Genomic DNA, 3,451 nt, shown 5'->3' on the forward strand with positions numbered 1-3,451 from the left:
AAATCTTCCTACGTCGATTTTAAAATCACATCATTTTTAGAAACTTAAAAGACCTCGAAGAAAGCTACAATGTTTGGTGGGTGACCGAAAGTCGGCAATATTAATCACAACGGTTTTGTGTATGATTAGTGGCGTGTTTAAGCAACTAAGTTAGTAGACATTTACGAACCCGTGAAAATTCCGCAGGAATTTTCGCAAGTAAGCACTTAAAAAGCAATTAATTATACACGGTGTTACCTGCTGTTATTTTTTTACTTTTTTGCCATTCCGATATTCAATACGTAATTCAGTTCCATCATCGTTCAGGCAGTATTCAGTTCCGTGCTTTTTATTTTTTTGATATTCACAACGATAAATCAGTTTGTCATTCTCGTACTGCTCGATTAGAGTCTTTTTTCCGTTTTTATCGTAGTGCTTAAATTCAGTTGTTGATTTGTTCAGTCCGTAATTCGTTTCCTTGCGTTTTGTTTGAGTTTCCGAATAATATTCAGTTTCACTTGCAGTCTTTGGCTTTTCAGTTCCGTTGTAATAGGTAATAGATTTAGTCAATTTTCCATTCTCAAAATATTCTTCATAGACTAAATGTCCATTTTTCCGAACGTGTTGAGCTTGTCCAGAAAACAATTTATCGTCCGCAACTTTGTAAGTCAAATCATTTTCAACATATAATCCTTCCATTCCGACTATTTCTTGAGCAGAAAGTTGGTTTAAAAAACAAATAATAATGATAAGCAGAATGTTTTTCATAATTGCAGGTAACGGTTTTGTGTATGGTTAGTTGCGTGGTTAAGTAACTAAGTTAGCAAACATTTACGAACCCGAGAAAATTCCGCAGGAATTTTCGCAAGTAAGCACTTAAAAAGCAATTAATTATACACGGTGTTGTAAGTAGTTTTTTCTTTCCGTTACTAATTCAGTTAATTTATTCAGTTTTATCTGGTCAATTTCTTTCCAATCTACTTTGTCAAATTCCAGCGTATTGAACTTTTTCAAACTCCGATACATTGGTAAAATCACAGACTCAAAATCTCCCGCCAATTTATAAATCAGATTTCGGTTTTCTGTTATTCCTCCGCTTTTTGAGATATTCAGCTCAATTCCTTTTCTGATTTTATTTAATTCAAAGAAATAACATTCAGGTTCCAAATTCCAACATATTTCCGATTCAATTCCATTTACGGCTAAAATCAAAGCTTCGCAAAGTTTGTCAGTCGGAATTTCAGGAATATTTGAAGCAGTAAATTTCAATTCAAAATCCGCAAATGTTAATGCAATCGGAAGCCATCCACTTTTCGGATTTCCTAAAGTCAGATGTAATTTATTCATATTTTTCCATTTCCGATTTGAGATGTTTGTCAAGAAATTCTTTTTCCTTTTCGTTTAGATTTTCAAGTACTCCAACGCGACCATAAAAGCTAATGTTTTCGTCATCCTTATGTACAAGCACAATTAGAGGATATCCATTTTGTGCCTCAAACATTTCTAGGTTTTTTTCGATTCCAGTATTTGGATTCGGTCTATCTAAAAAGTATTTAAAACTTATATCCTTGACAATTGGAAGGTCAAATGGGTCACTTGTCGGACTAGCCGATTCAATAAAGCCTTGTACTTCGTAAAAGTCAGACTCATTATAATCAGAATATCGTTTTTCTGACTTGCAAGATGAAAGTCCAAAACTCAATGATATCAATATGATTAGTGTTTTTCTCAAATTACTTACAACGTTGTTGTATATGGTTTGTTGCGTGTTTCAAGCAACTAATTTAGTAAATAATTACGGACAAAGAAAGTCCGCGAGGACTTTCGTAAGTAAGCAAGAAGCCAGCAATAAATTATATACGGTGTTGTGCAACGTTTTTTTTATTCCTACCACGAATGAAAGTAAAACATAAAGTTTCCATTATTCTTTAAATATAATGTAAATCTTTCGCCTTCAGAATGCATATGCACCACAGTTGCAACTGAATTATATTCCATTGGTTTTTCTTTAAAATTTAATTCGGTTAGATTTCTGTCCGATAATCCTGTGATTGACTTTTGCCAAATTTCTTCTCCGTTTTTGTTTTTGCTCGTAAGTATCGTTTTATTATCAATTTTTGAAACTATTAAAGTTCCAAATTCGGTTTCTTGTTTTTTGATAGGATTTAGATCCGATTTGTTTTGAAAATCTTCTCCGTAAAATGGACCATCATCAAATGTCGTTATCATTTTTGGTAGATAATTAACATTTTCTACTTGAGAATAAAAGTCATCTCGTAAAAAGTCAATTTTTTCTTCGATTGATTTATTTAGCAGTTTTTTAGAATCTATTTCTCTGATTTTTAAGTAGATTTCTAAAATATTATTTAAATAAATTGTGTCAATTTCTGTATTGCAACTTGGATGATACTCCTTTAATTGATAAACAATCGTTGGAATTATAAAATTCGTCTTGATTTCTGATTTACCTTTGTTTTTGGTGAAGTCCATTTTCTTTAGACCATCAAGTTGCGATTTAGGCCATTTTACAATTTCCATTTTGTCTAGTCCAAAAAAGTCAAGATATTTTATCTCATAGCAATCTTTTGACTTAGGATTTTGTCCGCAAGATGTCAGACAGATTGTAAATAATATTATTGTTAAAGTTCTAATTTTCATCGGTTTCGTCAAATGTTGCACAACGTGTTTGTGTATGGTTAGTTGCGTGGTTTGATAGCTAATTTAGCAAACTTTTACGGACCAGAGAAAATTCCGCAGGAATTTTCGTAAGTAAGCAGATAAAAGCAATTAATTATACACGGTGTTGTGTGTAGTTTTTTTTCTTTTTTATTAATTCAGTTATTTTTCCGATTGCGAAAACAAAGAATGCAATAATTCCAGAAAAAATTAGTCCAGTTATAAATGAAAAATTTCTTCCAGTGTCACTTATCAGATTTCTCATTGCTTCTTGCTGTTCAGACGTTATCTCGTTTCCACTAAAAAATCCGTCTTGGTTTAAGTCAAACCTATTTGAATTCCATTGAGCATAAATATCATCATAAGTTGCTCCTCCAACGATAAACAAGTAAAAAGTAAAGAAAACTGTCAAACTAATCCAAAACCATTTCCATTTTCCAATTCTAAATATTCGTTTTCTTTTAATGAATAATATTGTTAAAGTCAGAATTGAAATTATAGTTGGAATTAATAAATGATATGGCAAAGTTATTTCGTTCATTAGATTTCTCAGAAATTAGTTTTTCAATTTTTAATTACGTGATATTTATAGTTCTATTCCGACTGTTCGATTATTTTAAATTCAACCATATTTGACTTTAATTCTCGCGATTTTGGTCTCGTTGGTAAATTACACACAACGGTGCGCGTATATGAAAAGTAGCGTCTTGATGATCAACTGCTTTTCGGATTTAAATATCTTCTATAAAGAAACGAAAAATAAATGATATCAATGTCTCAGCTATTTTTTATATGC

Annotated in this window: 5 protein-coding genes; all 5 read right to left on the reverse strand. The window is 31.5% G+C overall.

The features are described 5' to 3' along the window. Positions 1-243: 243 nt before the first annotated feature. The 5 genes from VDP25_RS17350 to VDP25_RS17370 all read right to left on the reverse strand — a co-directional run bounded on the left by VDP25_RS17350 (position 244) and on the right by VDP25_RS17370 (position 3,196). Positions 244-747: a hypothetical protein gene (locus tag VDP25_RS17350; protein ID WP_334471854.1), complete on the reverse strand. Its 504-nt coding sequence runs from the start codon at positions 745-747 to the stop codon at positions 244-246. A 123-nt stretch (positions 748-870) separates the two neighbouring features. Continuing rightward, positions 871-1,326: a hypothetical protein gene (locus VDP25_RS17355; RefSeq protein WP_334471855.1), complete on the reverse strand. Its 456-nt coding sequence runs from the start codon at positions 1,324-1,326 to the stop codon at positions 871-873. After that, positions 1,319-1,681 (reverse strand): hypothetical protein, encoded by a 363-nt coding sequence (locus VDP25_RS17360; protein ID WP_334471857.1) that lies wholly within the window; start codon positions 1,679-1,681, stop codon positions 1,319-1,321. The genes VDP25_RS17355 and VDP25_RS17360 overlap by 8 nt, the downstream gene beginning before the upstream one ends. 185 nt (positions 1,682-1,866) lie before the next feature. Continuing rightward, complete coding sequence (locus VDP25_RS17365; RefSeq protein ID WP_334471858.1) at positions 1,867-2,637, reverse strand: hypothetical protein; 771 nt, start codon at positions 2,635-2,637, stop codon at positions 1,867-1,869. A gap of 133 nt (positions 2,638-2,770) precedes the next feature. Further along, positions 2,771-3,196 (reverse strand): hypothetical protein, encoded by a 426-nt coding sequence (locus VDP25_RS17370; RefSeq protein WP_334471859.1) that lies wholly within the window; start codon positions 3,194-3,196, stop codon positions 2,771-2,773. Positions 3,197-3,451: the final 255 nt, after the last annotated feature.

This window comes from Winogradskyella sp. ECml5-4 (assembly GCF_036903175.1).
GTDB classification, from domain to species: Bacteria; Bacteroidota; Bacteroidia; order Flavobacteriales; family Flavobacteriaceae; genus Winogradskyella; species Winogradskyella damuponensis.